The sequence below is a fragment of the Rathayibacter sp. PhB127 genome (assembly GCF_003751665.1).
GTDB classification, from domain to species: domain Bacteria; phylum Actinomycetota; class Actinomycetes; order Actinomycetales; family Microbacteriaceae; genus Rathayibacter; species Rathayibacter festucae.
On record NZ_RKHW01000002.1, the window covers coordinates 317995 to 336801 of the forward strand.

Consider the following 18807-nt stretch of genomic DNA (forward strand, 5'->3'; position numbering starts at 1 on the left):
CCATGAGCGACACCGCCACCGCTGCCGACACCGCCGCGACCACCGAGGCCGACGACACCGTCGTCGCGCACCTGTCCAACGGGCTCAGCTGCTCCGTGCCGACGAACTCGCCCCTGGCGAAGCTGCTCAAGTCGCAGCGCACCTGGGTCGGGCCGGACGCGAAGAAGCGACTCGACATCCTCCGCCGCGCGAAGACCGTCGCGATCGTCGGCGCCTCGCCGAACCCGGCGCGCTCCTCCTACTTCGTCTCGACCTACCTGCAGCAGTCGAGCGACTACGAGCTGTACTTCGTGAACCCCAACGCGAAGGAGATCCTGGGGCAGCCGGTCTACAAGAGCCTCGCGGACCTCCCCGTCGTGCCGGACATCGTCGACGTCTTCCGCAAGGCGAGCGACATCCCCTCGGTCATCGACGACGTCGTCGCCATCGGCGCGCCGACGGTCTGGGTGCAGCTCGGCATCTGGAACCAGGAGGCCGCCGAGTACGGCGAGTCGAAGGGCCTCACCGTGGTGATGGACCGCTGCCTCAAGGTCGAGCACGCCCGCTTCCACGGCGGCCTGCACCTCCTCGGCTTCGACACCGGCCAGATCACCTCCCGCAAGACCCTGCGCTGACACCGCCCCGCCTCCCCCGCGAGATGCCACTTGTGCACGCTTTCCACGGCGTGTCGCGTGCACAAGTGGCATCTCGCGGAGGGGGTCAGTCGCCCTTCACGTTGACGAGCTGGCGGAGGGTGTGCCGGATCTCGACGAGGTCGGCCGCGTCGGCCATCACCCGGTCGATCGGCTTGTAGGCCGCCGGGATCTCGTCGAGGAAGGCGTCGGTGTCGCGGTACTCGATGCCGGCCATCGCCTCCCGCAGCTGCTCGCGGCTGAAGGCCTTCCGCGCCGCCGACCGCGAGTACTCGCGGCCGGCGCCGTGCGGCGACGAGTTCAGCGACATCGCGTCACCGCGCCCGACCACCACGTACGAGGCGGTCCCCATCGAGCCGGGGATGAGCCCCGGCCGTCCGGCGTCGGCCTGGATTGCGCCCTTCCGGCTCACCCAGACGTCGCGGCCGAAGTGGCGCTCCTTCTCGGTGAAGTTGTGGTGGCAGTTGATCCGCTCCCGCTCCTGGACCGCGACGCCGCTCCACTCGGCGAGCTGGCGGATCACCCGGTCCATCATCTCCTCGCGGTTGAGCAGGGCGAACCGCTGCGCCCAGCGCAGCTCGGCGACGTAGCGGTCGAACTGCTCCGTCCCCTCGACCAGGTAGGCGAGGTCGGGGTGCGGCAGCGCGATCCAGTGCCGCTCGCAGTACTCGCGGGCGACCCGGATGTGCGCCGTCGCGATCCGGTTGCCCACGCCCCGCGAGCCGGAGTGCAGGAACAGCCAGACCGCGTCCGTCTCGTCGACGCTCACCTCGATGAAGTGGTTGCCGCTGCCGAGCGAGCCGACCTGCAGCCGCCAGTGCTTCGCCGAGCGCGCCGGGTCGAAGCCCGCCTCGACGGCGAGCGCCTCCAGCTCGGCCACCCGCGGCTCGGCGGTCGCGACGATCTTCCGGTTCGCCGCGCCCGCCGACAGCGGCACCGCCCGCTCGATCTGCCGCCGCAGCTCGCCCAGGTCGCGGCCGGCGAGGTCGCTCCGGGAGAACTGCGTGCGGACGGCGATCATGCCGCAGCCGATGTCGACGCCCACGGCCGCCGGGATGAGCGCGCCGAGGGTCGGGATGACCGAGCCGACCGTCGCGCCGAGTCCGAGGTGGGCGTCGGGCATCAGCGCCAGGTGGGGGTGGATGAACGGCATCTCGGACGCGGTGAGCGCCTGCTGCCGCGCGTTGTCGTCCAGGATGCTCGCCCAGGAGACGAGCCGCTCGGTGATTCTCTGCATGGTCCTTCCTCTCGTGAAAGGCCCGGCGGACGCCGGGATCGGGGTGGGACGCGCTCGGGGCGGCGGGATGCCGCGAGCCGACCGCGAGGCCCCTCCCCTGCAGAGGAGTGCCGACGCACGAGGGCCCGAGACGACGTCGTCCGGGAGCCCGCGGCGGATGCCTAGGGGTGCCGGACGACGCCGGGCTGGAGGTTCGCGAGATCGCGCTTCGAGCGTTCGAGCTCGACCGCGCCGACGAGGGCGCGGGGGCGATCGGCGACGAGCAGCTCGTCGCGGGTCGATCGAGACGCGGTCACGGGCTGCTCCTTCCGGGCGTCGGGGGTGCGCACTCCGGTGGCGCGCCCGCCGAAGCTAGCAGTGCCGATGGAGCCGTGCAACCCGGGCGTGTCGCGTGGCGCGGGACGTCGGAGCCCAGCGGCGAAGGATCCTCCTGCCGTCCGCTGAGCACCTCCCCCTCCCGGCGGAGTCTCCTCCGCATCGCGTGGGCGCTCTCTGGGCGACCCCTCCGTGTCCCCGGATCCGTGACAGCGACAGGAGTAGGCAGGACGGGCAAGGGAGAAGCGAACTCCGCCGATCGTGACAACGAATCCGGCCGCCCGGCGGCCACGAAGAGGTGTACGAAACGATGAGAACGACCCGTCCCACTCCAATCGCCCAGCGCCCGAGGCGCCTCCTGATCGCAGGGATCGCCTGCGGCGCCCTCGCCTTCGGGTCGGTCGCCACAGCCCCGGCCGTCTTCGCGGCCGAGGCGCCGGTCAGCGCCGCTGCCGCGTCGGCCGCCGCCTGGCCCGTCGTCGCCGAGGGCGAGAACAGCGCCAACGCCCGGACCGTGCAGCACCTGCTGAACGCCGCCGGCGCCTCCGTGGACGCCGACGGCGTCTTCGGCCCCGCCACCGCCGCCGCGGTGACCTCCTTCCAGAGCGCGCGCGGCCTCTCCGCCGACGGCATCGTCGGCGCGCAGACCTGGGCCGCCCTGATCACGACGGTGTCCTCCGGCGACTCCGGCGAGGCGGTCAGCGCGCTCCAGGTCCAGCTGAACAAGGTCGGCGCGAGCCTCACGGTCGACGGCGCGTTCGGCGCCGCGACCCTCGCCGCCGTGAAGAGCGTCCAGTCGGCGGCCGGGCTCACGGTCGACGGCGTCGTCGGTCCGCAGACCTGGCAGTCGCTCGTCGGCGCCGGCTCGGGCACCACGCCCGACCCGGGCCAGCCGGGCGAGACCTTCGCGACCCTCAGCGAGGAGCAGCTCGCGAACGTCCGCACGATCATCGCCGAGGGCAAGACGGCGGGCGTCCCCGAGTACGGCTGGGTCGTCGCCATCGCCACGGCGATGCAGGAGTCGCGACTGCGGAACCTCTCCGGCGGCGACCGCGACTCGGTCGGCCTCTTCCAGCAGCGCCCGTCGGCGGGCTGGGGCGACCCGGCCGACCTCGTCGACCCGGTCTACGCCTCGAGGGCGTTCTACGGGGCGGCGAACAGCCCCACCACGAACACCGGCCTGACGGACATCACCGGCTGGGAGTCGATGTCGGTGACCGAGGCGGCGCAGGCCGTCCAGGTCTCCGCCTACCCGGACGCCTACGCGCAGTGGGAGACCCTGGCGCGCGAGGCCGTCGAGAGCGAGGGATGAGGATCATGAGCACCACGGACATCAGCACGACAGAGGTCGGCACGACCGGCACCACCACGACGGCCCCCGAGAACCGGCGCCGACGGAGCCTCGGCGCCCGCGCCCTCGCGATCGTCACCGCCCTGCTGCTCGCGCTCGGCGTCAGCGTCGGGACCGCGACCAGCGCTCAGGCGGCCGACTGGCCCGTCCTCGCCTCCGGCTCGACCGGGGAGGACGTGACCACCGCGCAGTACCTGCTCCGCTCGTCGGGCCAGTCGCTCGCCGTCGACGGCGCGTTCGGCGCCGGCACGCAGTCGGCGGTCACCTCCTTCCAGTCCGGCGCGGGCCTCGCTGCCGACGGCGTGATCGGCGCGGCCACCTGGGGTGCGCTGACGGTGACCGTGCAGAGCGGCGCCTCCGGAGACGCGGTCAGCGCGTTGCAGACGCAGCTGAACGCGAACGGCGCGTCCGTCGCGGTCGACGGCGCGTTCGGCGCGGCGACCACCGCCGCGGTGCAGAGCTTCCAGGGCAGTGCCGGACTGACCGCCGACGGCATCGTCGGACCGGCCACCTGGAAGGCGCTCGTCGCCGGGACCGGCGGCGGTACGACGCCTCCCCCGTCGGGCGACGCCGCCGCGACCGCGCAGGCGATCCTCGACAACCCGGGGATCGAGCTCTACGAGCTGGGCTCGGACGCCGCCTCCACCTCGCTCGCGAACATCCGCGACACGGCCGCCGGCCAGCCGGCCAAGACGAGCCCCGAGGGCGACGCCGGTGTGACCTCGGTCGCGCTGAACCCGGCCATGCTCGACGCGCTGCTGAAGCTGAACACGCAGTACGGCCACACCCTGCGGGTCACCTCCATCGCGGGTGAGGACCACTCCACCGGCTCCGGCCACTACACCGGCGACGCGGTCGACATCGACCTGATCGACGGCGTGCGGGTCTACGAGGGCGCCGACCACCAGGCGATCCAGAACGCCTGCGCCGAGATGGGCGCGACGCTCACGCTCGGCCCCGGCGACGCGGGCCACTCGGACCACGTGCACTGCGAGTTCTGACCCTCGGGACCTCGGTCCCGGTACTCGGCACGACAGGGGGCGGGCGCTCGATCGGGCGCCCGCCCCCTTCCGTGCGCGAGGCGTAGTCTCGGGAGATGAGTGCATACGTCTCCGCCTTCGACCTGTTCAGCGTGGGGATCGGCCCCTCCAGCTCGCACACGGTCGGCCCGATGCGGGCGGCCCTGGCCCTCGCCGAGCGGCTGCGCGACGCCGGCCTGCTCGACCGGGTGAGCCGCGTGGTCTGCACGCTCTACGGCTCGCTCGGCTCCACGGGCATCGGCCACGGGACCCCGGACGCGATCGTCGCCGGGCTGTCCGGGCTGCACCCGGAGACCTGCGATCCGGCGGAGGTCCGCGGCGCGTGGGCTCGGCTCGACGAGGACGGCGCGATCGCGCTCGCGGGCGAGGCGCACCTGCCGATGACGCGCGACGACATCGCCTTCGAGCCGCGCACCCGGCTCCCCGAGCACCCCAACGCCCTGACGTTCAGCGTCTGGCTCGGCGACGCGGCGCTGCCCGAGTGGGAGGAGACCTCCTACTCGATCGGCGGCGGCTTCATCCGCCGGGCCGGCGAGCGCGCCGAGCTGGCCTCGCTCGCTCCGCACCCCTACCCCTTCGTCTCCGCGCTCGACCTGCTCGCGACCTGTGACCGGACCCGCTCGAGCATCGACGAGATCGCCGCCGCGAACGAGCGGGCGCTGCACCCCGGCCTCGACGTCGACGCGCGGCTCGACGCGATCTGGGACGCGATGGCCGCCTGCGTCGAGCACGGCCTGGCGACCGAGGGCGTCCTGCCCGGCGGTCTGGGCGTGCAGCGCCGCGCCTCCGTCCTGCGCGGGCGGCTTGAGGCCTTCGAGGACGACCCGCTGGACCGCGCGCGGGCGACCTCGGTGGAGTGGCTGCACGCGTTCGCCCTCGCGGTCAACGAGGAGAACGCGGCGGGCGGGCGCGTCGTCACCGCGCCGACGAACGGGGCGGCGGGCATCATCCCGGCCGTCGCGCACCACTACCTCCGCTTCGTGCCCGGGGCGGACCGCGCGGGCATCCGGCGGTTCCTGCTCACCGCGACGGCGATCGGCTCGCTCTGCAAGACCAACGCGTCGATCTCGGGCGCGGAGGCCGGCTGCCAGGGCGAGGTCGGCTCGGCCTGCGCGATGGCGGCGGGCGCGCTGTGCGCGGTGCTCGGCGGGACCCCGCGGCAGGTGGAGAACGCGGCCGAGATCGCGATGGAGCACCACCTCGGGCTCACCTGCGACCCCGTCGGCGGACTGGTGCAGATCCCGTGCATCGAGCGCAACGCGATCGCGGCGTCGACCGCGGTCAGCGCGGCGCGGCTGGCGCTGCACGGCGACGGGACGCACCGGGTCTCGCTCGACACCGTGATCGAGACGATGCGGCAGACCGGCATCGACATGTCCTCGAAGTACAAGGAGACCAGCGAGGGCGGCCTCGCGGTCAACGTCATCGAGTGCTGAGCGGGTCGGTCGGTGCCGCCGGAGGGACGGCCGCGCCGAGCGGACTGTGACGCCGGATGAACCACGATGACGCACCGGCCTGCGGAGCGTCGGGGGTCGCGCCTAGCGTGGTGCGGGTGAGCAGCACTGCAGCCCCCTACCTCGCCCGGCCGATCGTCTCGACCCAGTGGCTGGCCGACCAGCTCGGCCGCGAGCACCTCGTCGTGGTCGACGCGAGCGTCCTGCTGGTGACCGGCTTCGACGGCCGGCCCGGCTACCTCGGCGGCGACGAGCAGTACCTCCTCGAGGGCCACGTGCCCGGTGCGGTGTTCGGCGACCTGCTCGCGCAGCTCTCGGATCCGGAGGCGGCCTTCCCCTTCACCCGGCTCGCCCCCGAGCGCTTCGCCGCGGCGACCGCCGCGCTCGGCATCGACGACGACTCGGTGGTCGTCGTCTACGACTCCGCGGTGGGCCAGTGGGCGTCGCGCCTGTGGTGGCTCCTGCGCGCCGCCGGGCACGACGCGGTCGCGGTGCTCGACGGCGGACTCAGCGCCTGGCGGCGAGAGGAGCGCCCGATCGAGACCGGACACGTGGAGCCGCGCGCGGCCTCGGGCATCACCGTGCGCCCCGAGCGCCCGCTCTGGATCGACAAGGCCGGCGTCGAGCGCGTCGTCCGCGGCGAGGAGCCGGGCGCCCTGGTCTGCGCCGTGCCGCCGAAGGAGTTCACCGGCGAGCAGGGGCGACGGCCGCGCCTCGGCCACCTCCCCGGCTCGGTGAGCGTCCCGGCCGTGCGGCTGGTCGACCGCGAGGACAACACGCTCCTCCCGCCGGAGCGGCTGCGGGCGCTCTTCGGCGAGACGCTCCAGGCCGAGCGGATCGTCCTCTACTGCGCGGGCGGGATCGCCGCGACGGCCGACGCGCTCGCGCTCGCCGTCCTCGGCGTCGACACCGCGGTCGTCTACGACGGCTCGCTGAACGAGTGGGCCGCCGATCCCGACGCCCCGCTCGTCGTCACGGCCGCGTGAGCAGCTCCTCCGGCAGCTCCGTCGTCGGCAGCGCGCAGACGAACGCCTCGCAGGAGTAGGCCGTCGGCAGGCCGTCGCGCGACGTCCGGCCCTCGAAGAGCTCGAAGCCCGCGCGGGCCCACTCGGCCGCCGCGTCGTCGCTCACCACCGCGAGCACGCCCAGCCCGGTCTCCCGGGCGCCGCGCTGCAGCGGTGCCCGACTACCGTCGTCCGGGACGACGACGACCAGCTGCGTGACCGGGCGCGCGAGGCGCCCGGCGAGCGCGAGCACTCCGCCGAACCCCATCGGCTGCCCGAGCGCCCCCGGACCGATGCCCGCGACCACGGCCTCCGCCGCCTCCCGGTAGCGCCGCTCCCCCGTCAGCAGGTACAGCCCGTGGGCCGCCTCGGCCGCCGCGGACAGCCCCGAGGGGTAGGCACCCTCGGACGGGTCGGCCGCCAGCAGCAGCCCGCGCGCGGTGAGCGCCGGGTCCCCGCCGCCGGGCAGCGCGAACGGCGGCCAGGACGGGGCCACGTCCAGCGCCCCGTCGAGCAGCGTCCGGGCGACGAGCGCGTAGCGGGGCGTCCCCTCGGCGAGCGCCAGCTGCAGCAGCCCGCCGGCGAGCATGCCGAGGTCCTCCAGCGCCGGGCGCGCGGCGGAGACGGAGTCGCCGAGCGAGGCGCGGACGCTCACGCGCCCGTCGACCAGGTGCCGCTCGAGCAGCAGATCGGCGGCGTCCCGCGCTGCCGCGATCCAGTCCTCCCTGCCCAGCGCGCGCCCCGCCCGGGCGAGTGCGCCGATCGCCAGCCCGTTCCAGCCGGTGACGACCTTCTCGTCGAGCGCGGGGGGCGCCAGATCCGTGCGGTCCTCGGCGAGGTAGTAGCCGCCCTCCGAGCGCTGCCCGTCGATGACGCTCTCGGAGTCCTGCGCACTGGCGAAGCCGCCGCTCGGCCGCCGCAGCGTCGCGAGCAGGAACGACGCGACGCCCTCCGCCACCCCGGCGAGCGCCTCCCGGTCGGTGCCCTCGCGCCCGAGCAGCACCGCCGCTACGTCGAGCAGCTGCGCATTGTCGTAGAGCATCCGCTCGTAGTGCGGATCGCTCCAGTCCTGTCGGGTGGCGTAGCGGAAGAAGCCGCCGTCGCGATCCCGCAGCGGCGAGCCCGCCAGCGTCAGCAGCGTCCGCTCGGCCAGCTCCGCGCCGTCGTCCCGTGACGCCAGGAACCCGAGCACCGGCGCCACCGGGAACTTCGGCGCCCCGCCGAATCCCCCGTGCACCCGGTCCTCCTCGGCAGCGAGCGCCCCGACGGCCGCCGCGAGCGCCGCGTCGTCCGGGAGCGCGTCTCCCGACGGCACCACCGCGGTCGCCTCCCGCAGCGCGGTGCTGAGCGACCCCGCCGTCGTCTGCACCTCGTCGCGCCGCAGCCGCCACGCCTCCGACACCGCGTCGAGCACGTCCGAGAACGCCGGCACCCCGCCGACGGCCCGCGGCGGGAAGTACGTCCCCGCGTAGAAGGTCTCCCCGGCCGGAGTCGTGAACACCGTCAGCGGCCAGCCCAGATTCCGCGTGAACGCACTCGCCGCCGTCAGATACGCGGTGTCGACGTCCGGGTGCTCCTCGCGATCCACCTTGACCGCCACGAATCCGTCGTTGAGCCGCGCCGCCAGCACCGGATCCGAGAACGACTCCCGCGCCATCACGTGGCACCAGTGGCAGGTCGCGTACCCGATCGACACCAGCACCGGCACGTCCCGGCGCACCGCCTCGGCGAACGCCTCCTCCCCCCACGGCCACCAGTCCACCGGGTTGTCGGCGTGCGAGCGGAGGTACGGACTGACACTGGAGCGAAGTCGTTCGGCCATGCCCTCCACGCTAGACGCGCCGCCCGCCGCCGTCCGGGGCGTTGACAGCTTCCTGCCGGTGCCAATCGTCCCCAAGCCTGTCCCTGAATCCGTCAGACGTACGCTCTTGCCCCTTCTGGTGGCCGTTTGAACGCCACACCTACTACCGTACTTGCAGAGAGCTCGCCTTTCTTCTACAGGCACACCAAACTAAAGCCGGCGCGTTAGCTGGCGATGCACCCGGCCCCAGGCGAATATGTGTACATTGCAGCCTGAACATTTGCGAGCGAGCGAACGAATGCCCGCCCGCCTGACTTCTCTTTTCACAATCCGGAAATGTTATACGCTCGGTCCGCGCAAAAGCAGTCTGTCAGTCAGGACACAACTCACGCATACTGATTTTGCAGTCACACGTCAATGGCCATTGGCCTATCTTTGCGCCCCTCGTCAAGCCGACTCCTGCGCAGCTTATCTTCAAAGGAGTTTAGAATTTCAACCCGGTGCGTTACGTCTCGGAAGTTGTACCGCTCGCTCACCACTCGTCTAAGAAATTCGCGGATTTTCCCTCGCTGTTCGTCATTCAGTCGCTCATCCACTATGTAGGAATAACGCGCTAGCGACGAGAGGAACGAGGCTGCAAAGAAAGACTTAATTGCTTTTTCGTCGATGTCCTTGAGGGTGTCAATCCACTTTACCGATCTCGTCGTATGCAAAGTAAGAGTCCTGATGAGCGCTGCGTAGGACCCATTCTCTAGGTCGCCAGTATCGATGTCGCTTAGGCGCGTAACCAAACTAGGGGAACTCAGGCAGGCTCGAATGCCACTAAGCGTGATGAAGCAAGGTACGATGCGAAGAATCGCTGACTTAAATTTTTCGACATCTTCTTCAGACGGATTCTCATCAGGATGAAATGCACGAGAAGCTTCGTCAAGGTCAGGGGCGGCAGCAAGCTCGGCCTCGTAGAGATCAGTGAAGGCCGCCCAGGCCGCAAGGAGCTTCTTCAGGATCCTCGACTTAAGCTCTTGGTCACGAACCTCATCGGAATCCCGCAACACGCGACTCGCCAGATCGACCACTAACATTGCAATTCGACCTTCTGAGAGATCCTCCAGTCGTGCAGTAAGAAATGCCGGAGTATCTGAGTCGTCCGAATCGTCGTAGTAAGCCTTACTAATTCCCGCTCTTTCCACAGCATCGCGCTTCTCTTCGTGGGAAGTTTCGCTACTCTCGACGGGATCACTGAATAGATTTTTAGGAGCATCCAATCGACGAATGCTACCGAAGACGGAGCCGACAGGTGTTGCGGTAGCAATACGCTCCAGTTCAACCTCAACGAGATGAAGAACGGCTTCGTCATTCCTGGTCATCGCAGCATAAGTCCTGACAATGCTTGCGAGTTGTAGCGGCGATTCGAACACGAGCATCCTGAAAGTCTCGTCATCTCGAGCAGCCGTACCAGCCATAAGCTCCAGGTACGCGGAGCGCTGAAACCGAATAGTGTTTTCATCATCGCGCGACAGTATCCGACGATCGATCAAGTCATTCAGGCAGGCGAGAGCATCAAAACCCCAGCCTAATTCTTCAAACTGTTCCGTAATCCACTGCAACACGCTGGACTGCGGTGCCTTGTCTTCTCGGTTTTCAACAAGCTTCCTGGCAAGCGTTTCGAGCACGACCCGCTTATTTCTGAAGCTCATTTCTACATAGGTGCGGGTCCGAAGGAACTCGGCTCCGAGCAGCAGGTTGATATATTGATCGAGAACGGCAATGTCAGAGTCTTCTTTTTGCAGGAGCGTCCCACTTCTCACAAGCTCAACTAGGAGCGTTATAGTGAAAGGAGTTCGAGGAAGATTCTTTTTGCGCACGACGATCATCACCGTTCGCGCGACGTTGTCCTCTCGACCGGGTGCCACGCGTCGCGCTAGCTCTTTCGCTTCCTCCCTACTGAAGCGGCCAAGATAGACGACGCGAACTCCCAGTACTCCTTTTTCCGACAGCGAGTTCACTACTTCGAGAGCATCAGCTTGACGAACGCCTAAAACGATAAGAGGATGTTCAGATTTACTCACGTCATCGATAGCGCGGCTATATCTCTGGCTGCCTTCAAACTTGAGATTGTCAATGCCGAGAATGCCCCGCGTCCGTTCCGACACCTCATCCGGAGCAAATCCCCAGTTCTGGTAGATTCGGTCGATGCTTCGCGTGACAGGCTGAATGCCCGGCAGTAGCGGATCCTCGACAAAGACGGCATGCTCGCCAGGCCGCCGATTCATTGCCTCATCGAGAAGCCAGGTTACTGCTGTGCTTACTCCCGAGTTTTCTTCACCCGCGATTATTACTATACCTCCGGCATCGATGAGCTCCTTTACATCAATGGGGTCTACGCGGTCCTTTTCCGCGTCAATTACTGAATTGGTCGCGTACTGATCGTGGGGTTCGGGGAGGAAGATTGGTGTGACAACGAGTTCTGCGAGTGATTTTTTCTGCAGAGTATCGGCGTCCCGCCACAATGTCGAGTTATCCCGAAGCCTGTTAAGAAGATTTAGTCGACTACTCACGATTGGGTCGACCATTCGCGTATTCTGCGGCATTGAAGCAAGGCCCTGTAGAAACGTTGAAAGGTCCTCGTGCGACTGCCCGTAACCAATGTCAACGACCGCACCAAATAGAGTACTAGAGTCCACTTCGCCGTCCAGGCAAAGTCGAAAATGCGTATTTGCCGTAGCTGTGAACCTTGCGGAGAAAGTTTCGATCATCGGGTCAAAGTTTGGGTCATTCAAGCCTGAGCCACAGCCGACAAACAGAAAAGTCTTCATGGTGAATGCTGAATTTTGTACCATTTGAGCATCCACATTTTCTGTCACCCTCGTGTAGTCAGACTGAGAGAAGACAACGTCGTTCGGCTCGTTATAAACGCCGTGCAGGTGCCCGATTGAGCCAGATCCGTCCACGATGATTCTTCTCATCAAATCGGGCGACGACCATGTAGCCGTCGTTTTTCCGAGAGCTTGTTCGAGGAGCGTGTCATAATTTGTGGTGAGGATGGGCACATTCAGCGCACCGAGAGCCTTCGCTACGGCGGGCTGCTTGACGGGAATCGCACCGATGGACTGGTCCAGCCAGCGCCCGTAATTCTCACCCATGCGACGCCGCACGGCCTGGGCGACGTCAATCAGGTCGTCCGCATCTTTAGCCACTTCCATCTGCATTCGAAGCAGAGCGGCGCGATTGGGATCCGAAGCATCAATCTGGTCAATCCCGTTCTGGATCAGACCAGCCCAAGTGCTTGTGGCGGTTCCTCCAGATACGCTCATAGTCACGCCTGTCCCGGCGACGATGACGACATTGCTGTTCTGAAAGGCAGCTCGAAGACGGTCAATTGGCTCCATGTCGCGATCCTATGGCTTCCAGCACCGAGCTCACTACTGAAGATAGCTCAAGTCAGCTCGGACGCCTGCGTGGACGCGAGAGCCCCCCACTACATGCAGCGAATAATGAGGCACCGTCACTTCATGACGCGCATTTCACGAGTCTGCACCCCTGACAACAAACACCGCGCTTTCCTCGCGCCGCTTCCGGCTTGCATCCGACGCCTGCCTGAAAGCGAGGCCGATAAATTGCACGATTTGAAGAATCTTCGGTTTTAAACGCCGATTTTGCGTTGCGGCGCACCTACCGTTTAGCGATCAGTTAGTTGCTGGTGCACATCAACCGACGCCGCTAGCACTAAGCACGTCCCGATTCGGCAGTGCCGGCCGTCAGCGCTCGAAGAACCACCCGGTCGGCCGCTGCGGCCCCGACGACGACCCGCCGCCGCTCGCCCGCCGGCCGAAGACCAGGTACGCGATGCTCCCCGCGAACGGGAGGATCACGATCAGCGCCACCCAGCCGACCTTCGCGACCTTCGACAGCCGCCCGTTCGCCAGCACTCCCCGGATCGCGAGGATCAGCAGGACGATGTTGAGGATCACGAGGAGGGACTGCGTGTTCACACTCGGCTCTCTGCTCGGCCCGCACGGCGCGGGTGGCCGCCCGCGGGATTCCGCCGGGAGACCTGGGCATCATGTCACGGCGCCGTAGGATGGAGGGCTCATGTCAGACGTCCTCAGCATCCGGTATCCTCCCGAACTCCCCGTCTCGGCGCGCAGGGACGACATCGCCGCCGCCATCCGCGACCACCAGGTCGTGATCGTCGCCGGCGCCACCGGCTCCGGCAAGACGACGCAGCTGCCCAAGATCTGCCTCGAGCTCGGCCGCGAGAGCATCGCGCACACCCAGCCCCGCCGCATCGCCGCCCGCACCATCGCCGAGCGCATCGCGGAGGAGCTCGACGACGAGGTCGGCGGGATCGTCGGCTACCAGGTCCGCTTCACCGACAAGGCGAGCGCGTCGACCCGGATCAAGCTGATGACCGACGGCATCCTGCTCAACGAGATGAACCACGACCGGATGCTGAGCCGGTACGACACGATCATCATCGACGAGGCGCACGAGCGCAGCCTCAACATCGACTTCCTGCTCGGCTATCTGCACCGGCTGCTGCCCCGCCGCCCGGATCTCAAGCTGATCATCACGTCCGCGACGATCGACCCGCAGAGCTTCGCCGAGCACTTCCGGGACGCCGCCGGCGAGCCCGCGCCGATCATCGAGGTCTCCGGCCGCACCTACCCCGTCGAGATCCGCTACCGCCCGCTCGTCGCCGAGGAGCCCGAGGAGGAGGACGACACCGACGTCCCCGACGCCACGAGCGGCAGCCGCGACCTGATGACCGGCATCGCCGACGCGCTGGCCGAGCTGGCCCGCGAGGACCAGGGCGACGTCCTCGTCTTCCTCTCCGGTGAGAACGAGATCCGCGACGCCGAGGACGCGATCCGCGGCCGGAACCTCCCCGGCACCGAGGTCCTCCCCCTCTACGGCCGGCTGTCGGCCGCCGACCAGCACCGCGTCTTCGAGCGCGGGCGCACCCCGGGCGTACGCCGCCGGGTCGTCCTGGCGACCAACGTCGCCGAGACCAGCCTCACCGTGCCCGGCATCCGCTACGTCATCGACGGCGGCACCGCCCGCATCTCGCGCTACAGCGCCCGCTCGAAGGTGCAGCGCCTGCCGATCGAGGCGATCTCGCAGGCGTCGGCGAACCAGCGCTCCGGCCGCTCCGGCCGCACCAGCGCGGGCATCGCGATCCGGCTCTACTCGGAGGAGGACTTCGAGCGCCGCCCCGAGTTCACCGATCCGGAGATCCTGCGCACCGGCCTCGCCGCCGTCATCCTGCAGATGATCTCGCTCGGCCTCGGCGACATCGCCGGCTTCCCGTTCCTCACCCCGCCCGACTCCCGCGGCATCAAGGACGGCCTCGACCTCCTCACCGAGCTCGGCGCCCTCCGCTCCTCCGCCGCCCCCGCCGACTCCCCCGCGCGAGATGCCACTTATGAGGGCGACACGCCGAAGAAACCCGTCACAAGTGGCATCTCGCGGGGAACGGGGGCCGACAAGGCGCCTCAGCTGACCAGGATCGGGCGGGACCTCGCGCGGCTGCCGATCGACCCGCGCTTCGGGCGGATGGTGATCGAGTCGCGCAAGCACGACGTCAGCCGCGAGGTGATGGCGATCGTCGCCGGGCTGACGATCCAGGACGTCCGGGAGCGGCCGCTGGAGCGCCGCGCGCAGGCCGACCAGCAGCACGCCCGCTTCGTCGACCCGACCAGCGACTTCCTCACCCTGCTCAACCTCTGGAACTACGTGGAGGAGAAGCAGGCCGAGCTCTCCTCCAGCGCCTTCCGCCGGCTCTGCAAGGCCGAGTACCTCAACTACCTCCGCGTGCGCGAGTGGCAGGACGTCTTCCGCCAGCTGCGCCAGCTGGCCCGCCCGCTGAAGCTCGAGCTCGGCGAGCCGAAGGTCGACCCGGACGGGATCCACCGGAGCCTGCTCGCCGGCCTGCTCTCGCACCTGGGCATCAAGGACACCACCTCGCAGCAGGCGCAGCGTGCGGCGAAGAACCGCGAGCGCCAGAGCGTCCAGTACGTCGGCGCCCGCAACGCGAAGTTCTCGATCTTCCCCGGCAGCGCGCTGGCGAAGAAGCAGCCCGACGCCCTGATGAGCGCCGAGCTGGTCGAGACCAGCAAGCTGTTCGCCCGCTCCAACGCCGCGATCGATCCGGCCTGGGCCGAGGCGATCGCGGGCGACCTGGTGAAGCGGCAGTTCAGCGAGCCGCACTGGGAGAAGGCGCAGGGCGCGGCCGTCGCCTACGAGAAGGTCACGCTCTACGGCGTGCCGATCATCGCCCGGCGACGGGTGCAGTTCTCCCGGATCGACGCCGGCTACGCCCGCGAGCTGTTCATCCGGCACGCCCTCGTCGAGGGCGAGTGGGACGCGCGGCACGCCTTCGACCGGAAGAACCGGGCCCTGCGCGCCGAGCTCGAGCGCCTCGAGGAGCGCACCCGCCGCCGCGACCTGCTCGTCGACGACGAGGCCGTCTTCGACTTCTACGATCGCCGCGTCCCGCGCGACATCACCTCGGTGCGCTCCTTTGACTCCTGGTGGCGCACCGCGCAGCACGACGAGCCCGACCTGCTGACCATGACGCAGGAGACCCTCCTGCCCGAGGATGCGGAGCAGATCGACGAGACCGCCTTCCCGACCCAGTGGCGCCAGGCCGACCAGCGCTTCCGGCTCTCCTACCGGTTCGAGCCGGGCACGGAGGAGGACGGCGTCACCGTGCACGTGCCGCTCGCGCTGCTGCCGCGCGTCACGCCGCTCGGCTTCGACTGGCTGGTGCCGGGGCTCCGCGCCGAGCTCGTCACCGCGATGATCAAGGCGCTGCCCAAGCACCTGCGCCGGAACGTCGTCCCGGCGAACGACTGGGCGCGCAAGCTCACCGCCGCGCTCCCCCAGGACGTGCCGAACCCGCCGACGGAGTCGTTCGCCGCAACCCTCGCCGGGGCGATCCGCCGCGAGGCCGGCGTCGTGATCGACGCCTCCGACTTCGACCTCGAGCGCATCCCCGCGCACCTCCGGGTCACCTTCGCGATCGCCGACGAGCGCGGCCGGACCGTCGCCGCCGGCAAGGAGCTCGCGCCGCTGGCCGAGCGCCTGCGCGGCCGGGTCCGCGACGAGGTCGCCCGGGTCGTCGAGGCGCGCGTGCCCGACGCCCTGGAGCGCCGCGGCATCAGGACGTGGGACATGGCGGAGCTGCCCCGCGTCACCGACACCCGCCAGGGCGGCAACACGATCCGCGCCTACCCGGCGATGATCGACGACGGCGACTCCGTCTCGATCCGCCTGCTCGCGACCGCCGAGGACCAGGCGCGCGAGCACCCGCGCGGCGTCCGCCGGCTGCTGCTGCTCGCGACGCCCAGCCCCGTCGCCTACGTGCAGCAGTACCTGACCGCCAACGAGAAGCTCGTGCTCGCGCAGAGCCCGTACCAGAACACGACGGCGCTGTTCGGAGACTGCCTGCTCGCCTGCGTCGACGCGGTGCTCTGGCGGATGAAGCCGGACGGGATGCTCTTCCTCCGCGCCGAGTTCGACGCGGTGCGCGACCGGGTCTCGGGCAGCGTGATGGACTCGATGTTCGAGACCGTGAAGACCGTCACCACGATCCTGACCACGGCGCGCGGCGTCGAGAAGGCGCTCAAGGCCTCCACGAGCATGGCGCTGCTCCCCGCGCTGACCGACGCCCGCGAGCAGCTGACCGGGCTCGTGCACCCCGGCTTCGTCTCCGCGACGGGACTCGAGCGGCTCCGGCACCTGCCGCGCTACCTCGCCGGCATCACCGAGCGCTTCGGCAAGATCGGCGAGAACGTCGGCCGCGACCGGGTCTGGCTGAACGAGGTGCAGGCGGCGCAGGAGCTCTACCGCTCCACGGGCGGCACGATCCCGCTGCCGCCGCACGCGCCGGAGCGGTTGGTGCGCGCCCGCTGGCTGATCGAGGAGCTGCGGATCAGCTTCTTCGCGCAGAGCCTGGGCACCGTCGAGAGCGTCTCGCTGCAGCGAATCCGGAAGGTCCTCGCGGGCTGACCGGGGCCGCCGCCGGCCGGTTCGGCGGACGACGCCGACCGGCCGCCGCGGGCCGCTAGTGTCGTCCGGTGGGCAGCTACACCGAACTCCTGAGAACCCCCGGCGTGGGTCGCATCATCGCGGCCCAGCTCACCGCGCGCTTCCCGTTCGGGATGCTCTCGCTCGCCTTCCTGCTGCACGTGGAGCGCGTGCACGACTCCTACGCCGCGGCCGGCCTGGTGCTCGGGTCGATGTCGATCGGCCAGGCGATCGCCGGCCCGCTGACCAGCCGCCTGATGGGCCGGCTCGGGATGCGGCGGGTGCTCACCGCCACCCTCATCGTCTGCGCGGCAGCGATCATCGCGATGGCGGTGCTGCCGCTGGAGATCTGGCAGTTCGTCGTCATCGGCTTCGTCTCGGGCCTCAGCATGCCGCCCGTGCAGCCGGCGGTCCGGACGATCTACCCGAAGATGGTGCCCAGCTCGCAGCTGACCCCGCTGTTCTCCCTCGACGCGTCGGCGCAGGAGATCATCTGGGTGCTCGGCCCGGTGCTGACGACGTTCGTCTCGATCCAGATCTCGACCGTCGCGGGCATCCTCACCGCCGCGTTCTTCCTCGTCGGCGGCGGCATCTGGTTCATCGCGTCACCCGAGGTCGGCCGGGTGCGCATCCCGCGCTCGCGTCGGAAGCTCGGCGTCGTGCTGACCAAGCCGCCGGTGCTGCTCGCGACCGTGGTCGGCTTCCTGCTGGTCGGCGCCTGCGCCGCGGTCGAAGCCGGCGTCGTGGCGGTCTTCGGGGAGGGCGGGGTGGAGTCGGGCGTCGTCCTGGCGATCTTCGCGGCCGGCTCGCTGCTCGGCGGCCTCACCCTCGGTCACATCCCGATCAGCCGCTGGGCGACCGCGCGGCGGATGCTGATCGTCACCGTCGGCATGGGCCTCGCGGCGTTCTCGACCGATTTCTGGTGGCTCTCGATCACGCTGTTCCTGGCCGGTGTCGGCATCGCGCCGGCGCTGGCCGCGCTCTTCACGATCACGGCCGCGAGCGTGAAGTTCTCGGACACGGCGGAGGCCTACGGCTGGGTCGGCACCGGGCAGCTGATCGGAGCGGCGCTCGGCTCGGCGATCGCGGGTGTGCAGATCGACCGATCCGGCCCGACGGCCGCGATCGTGGTCGCCGCGGTGTTCGCCTTCGTCGGCTTCGTCGTCCCGGCGCTCGGCCGCCGCTTCCACCCGGACCTCCGCGGCCGCGACGCGAGCCCGCTGCCGGACACCGAGCCGGTGGAGCTGCCGACCTGAGTCGGGGTCCTCCGACGCCCTCGCGCGGAGGCGTCTCCCACTCGGCTCCGACTCGGCTCCCTTAAGGCTCCCAGGCTGTCCCCCTTAGGGTGGGGCTCGCACGGGACGGAGGGGCTGCCGATGGCACTGCGCGACGACGCGGAGGAACTCGTCCGCCAGCATCAGCGCGAGGCGGAGGAGGCGCACGTCCTCGACCCCTGGGCCGACCCCGAGACGCCCGAGTGGGCCGGCGAGCTGGCCGCGGCGCTCTGGCAGGGCTCGTTCCGCCCCAGCCCGGTCTACTACCGCGCGGAGGACCCCTCGCACGCCTGGCGCGGACCGCATCCGATCCGGGTGCACCACCTCGGCTTCGGCTGGCAGATCACGGCCCGGCGTCTGCGGGCCGGCGCGATCGTGCCGAGCACCGTCGTCCTGCTCGAGACCGGCACGCTCTGGCTCGGTCTCGGGCCCGCCCGCCGGCCGGGCCGTGGCCTGCGCGCCCTCGGCGAGCAGGGCCTCGTCGACGGACTGCAGCCCGGACACGACGACTACTTCGCCGTCCGCCGCTTCGTGCACACCAGCCAGGCCGCGCGGGACGACCGCCGCCTCCTCTTCGGCGTCGCCGGCCTCGCCGCCCTGATCGAGGACACCGTCCGCGTCGGCCCGCACGGCGAGCTGCACTGGCACCTCTGACCCCCGGCACCTCT

At 69.5% G+C, this 18807-nt stretch carries 13 protein-coding genes; 8 read left to right on the plus strand and 5 right to left on the minus strand.

Going from position 1 to position 18807, the window contains the following annotated elements; genetic code table 11:
- The first annotated feature begins 2 nt into the window (after positions 1-2).
- Positions 3-614: a CoA-binding protein gene (locus EDF22_RS11990; protein ID WP_123705153.1), complete on the plus strand. Its 612-nt coding sequence runs from the start codon at positions 3-5 to the stop codon at positions 612-614.
- Between the two features lie 85 nt (positions 615-699).
- Here EDF22_RS11990 and EDF22_RS11995 read toward each other — a convergent pair whose 3' ends face one another.
- Complete coding sequence (locus tag EDF22_RS11995) at positions 700-1869, minus strand: RtcB family protein (RefSeq protein ID WP_123705154.1); 1170 nt, start codon at positions 1867-1869, stop codon at positions 700-702.
- A gap of 161 nt (positions 1870-2030) precedes the next feature.
- Positions 2031-2165, minus strand: coding sequence for a hypothetical protein (locus tag EDF22_RS21305; RefSeq protein WP_260303438.1), 135 nt, complete (start codon positions 2163-2165; stop codon positions 2031-2033).
- Between the two features lie 329 nt (positions 2166-2494).
- Between EDF22_RS21305 and EDF22_RS21440 the strand changes: the two genes are divergently transcribed.
- The 4 genes from EDF22_RS21440 to EDF22_RS12015 all read left to right on the plus strand — a co-directional run bounded on the left by EDF22_RS21440 (position 2495) and on the right by EDF22_RS12015 (position 7015).
- Positions 2495-3496: a peptidoglycan-binding protein gene (locus tag EDF22_RS21440; protein WP_123705155.1), complete on the plus strand. Its 1002-nt coding sequence runs from the start codon at positions 2495-2497 to the stop codon at positions 3494-3496.
- 5 nt (positions 3497-3501) lie between these two features.
- Positions 3502-4536 (plus strand): peptidoglycan-binding protein, encoded by a 1035-nt coding sequence (locus EDF22_RS12005; RefSeq protein WP_185038882.1) that lies wholly within the window; start codon positions 3502-3504, stop codon positions 4534-4536.
- Between the two features lie 95 nt (positions 4537-4631).
- Positions 4632-6011 carry an L-serine ammonia-lyase gene (locus EDF22_RS12010; RefSeq protein WP_123705157.1) on the plus strand — a complete coding sequence of 460 codons (1380 nt, stop codon included), beginning with the start codon at positions 4632-4634 and terminating at the stop codon, positions 6009-6011.
- A gap of 116 nt (positions 6012-6127) precedes the next feature.
- Positions 6128-7015, plus strand: a complete 888-nt coding sequence (locus EDF22_RS12015; RefSeq protein WP_185038884.1) for a sulfurtransferase — start codon at positions 6128-6130, stop codon at positions 7013-7015.
- Here EDF22_RS12015 and EDF22_RS12020 read toward each other — a convergent pair.
- The 3 genes from EDF22_RS12020 to EDF22_RS12030 form a co-directional block, all read right to left on the minus strand.
- Complete coding sequence (locus tag EDF22_RS12020) at positions 7002-8855, minus strand: thioredoxin domain-containing protein (protein ID WP_123705159.1); 1854 nt, start codon at positions 8853-8855, stop codon at positions 7002-7004. The genes EDF22_RS12015 and EDF22_RS12020 overlap by 14 nt on opposite strands.
- A 386-nt stretch (positions 8856-9241) precedes the next feature.
- The gene (locus EDF22_RS12025; protein WP_123705160.1) at positions 9242-12223 is read right to left on the minus strand and encodes an SIR2 family protein; all 2982 of its coding nucleotides are present in this window, start codon (positions 12221-12223) and stop codon (positions 9242-9244) included.
- Between the two features lie 369 nt (positions 12224-12592).
- Positions 12593-12826, minus strand: a complete 234-nt coding sequence (locus tag EDF22_RS12030) for a PLD nuclease N-terminal domain-containing protein (RefSeq protein ID WP_123705161.1) — start codon at positions 12824-12826, stop codon at positions 12593-12595.
- 100 nt (positions 12827-12926) lie between these two features.
- Between EDF22_RS12030 and hrpA the strand changes: the two genes are divergently transcribed.
- From hrpA to EDF22_RS12045, 3 genes are all read left to right on the plus strand, one after another.
- On the plus strand, positions 12927-16847 hold the full coding sequence (gene hrpA / locus EDF22_RS12035; protein ID WP_123705162.1) for an ATP-dependent RNA helicase HrpA: 3921 nt from the start codon (positions 12927-12929) through the stop codon (positions 16845-16847).
- Between the two features lie 68 nt (positions 16848-16915).
- Positions 16916-18121: an MFS transporter gene (locus EDF22_RS12040; RefSeq protein ID WP_123705163.1), complete on the plus strand. Its 1206-nt coding sequence runs from the start codon at positions 16916-16918 to the stop codon at positions 18119-18121.
- Between the two features lie 120 nt (positions 18122-18241).
- Positions 18242-18793, plus strand: coding sequence for a hypothetical protein (locus tag EDF22_RS12045; protein ID WP_123447651.1), 552 nt, complete (start codon positions 18242-18244; stop codon positions 18791-18793).
- The last annotated feature ends 14 nt before the right edge of the window (positions 18794-18807 follow it).

Coding starts and splice junctions, on each gene's coding strand:
- EDF22_RS12005 (WP_185038882.1), top strand. CDS start 3,502: ATGAGCACCACGGACATCAGCACGACAGAGGTCGGCACGACCGGCACC.
- EDF22_RS12025 (WP_123705160.1), bottom strand. CDS start 12,223: ATGGAGCCAATTGACCGTCTTCGAGCTGCCTTTCAGAACAGCAATGTC.
- EDF22_RS12020 (WP_123705159.1), bottom strand. CDS start 8,855: ATGGCCGAACGACTTCGCTCCAGTGTCAGTCCGTACCTCCGCTCGCAC.
- EDF22_RS11995 (WP_123705154.1), bottom strand. CDS start 1,869: ATGCAGAGAATCACCGAGCGGCTCGTCTCCTGGGCGAGCATCCTGGAC.
- EDF22_RS12045 (WP_123447651.1), top strand. CDS start 18,242: ATGGCACTGCGCGACGACGCGGAGGAACTCGTCCGCCAGCATCAGCGC.
- hrpA (WP_123705162.1), top strand. CDS start 12,927: ATGTCAGACGTCCTCAGCATCCGGTATCCTCCCGAACTCCCCGTCTCG.
- EDF22_RS11990 (WP_123705153.1), top strand. CDS start 3: ATGAGCGACACCGCCACCGCTGCCGACACCGCCGCGACCACCGAGGCC.
- EDF22_RS12010 (WP_123705157.1), top strand. CDS start 4,632: ATGAGTGCATACGTCTCCGCCTTCGACCTGTTCAGCGTGGGGATCGGC.
- EDF22_RS21440 (WP_123705155.1), top strand. CDS start 2,495: ATGAGAACGACCCGTCCCACTCCAATCGCCCAGCGCCCGAGGCGCCTC.